General features: G+C 35.7%; 1 protein-coding gene and 1 pseudogene. Both read right to left on the bottom strand.

The features are described 5' to 3' along the window. Positions 1-588: DHH family phosphoesterase (locus BZK14_RS10200; RefSeq protein WP_171973699.1), on the bottom strand; the 588-nt coding region annotated here is incomplete at its 3' end. Further along, positions 585-935: pseudogene (locus tag BZK14_RS10195) on the bottom strand (hypothetical protein); the annotation flags it as partial. The gene BZK14_RS10200 and the pseudogene BZK14_RS10195, both read right to left, overlap by 4 nt.

Genomic DNA, 935 nt, shown 5'->3' with positions numbered 1-935 from the left:
CACAGCCATTAAAGTATAAAAAGCAACACCGACACCGCACAACGCACTGCTTTCAAATCGGCTATTTTTCAAATTTGGATTCACAATTGCATCTGCGACAGGTAAAACATCACCCGGTAAATGGTGGTCTGTTACCACAACATTAATACCATACGCTTTAGCTTGAGCAATCGCATCGACACTAGAAATACCATTATCCACAGTAATAATTAAATTAGGTTTACTGTCTAAAATAGACTCCAACAAAGAAACCGTTAAACCATAACCATCTAACATTCTATTGGGAATACGATAAGCGATATTTTCTGCACCGAATAACTTTAAAACACGCATCATCAATGCAGTAGAGGTCGCACCATCTACATCATAATCGCCCACGATCAATATTTTTTGTTGAGTGATAATCGCGTTTGCAATGATTACTGCAGCACTCTCACAACCTTGCAAGGATGATGGTGACAAAAGATCCTTTAAACTAAAAGAGCAATCAGATACATCCTTTAATTGACGGCGTTGTAATACACGATTTAATAAATGAGATGTGCTAAGTTCAATATTTGAGCTTGGTACTCTTTCTATGATGATCATGATGGCAAATAACTATAACTAAATTTAGGTCGTGATAAGACAAATTTAAATTTTTTGTTATATAAAAACTTTTCACCATTCACTGTATCAATAATTACATTTGTAATTAATCCTTGATCAACAGCAGTTAAAGTAGGAGCCAACAGCATATTGGCAATTTGTGATCTTGCATCTAACCAACCTAACAGATCATCATCAGATACTTTACTGATCAAACGATCGTCCACTACACAAATATTAGGATGATTATGAACCATTTGGGAAAAGTCAGCTGTTGAGTTACGCAAAGGAAAGAAAGATAAACCTGCACTATTACCTACACCACGAACGATCGCATTATCAGAAAA

This window comes from Wohlfahrtiimonas larvae, from assembly GCF_002006755.1.
In the GTDB taxonomy this organism is placed as follows: domain Bacteria; phylum Pseudomonadota; class Gammaproteobacteria; order Cardiobacteriales; family Wohlfahrtiimonadaceae; genus Wohlfahrtiimonas; species Wohlfahrtiimonas larvae.
This window is presented reverse-complemented; position numbering and strand designations above follow the sequence as displayed.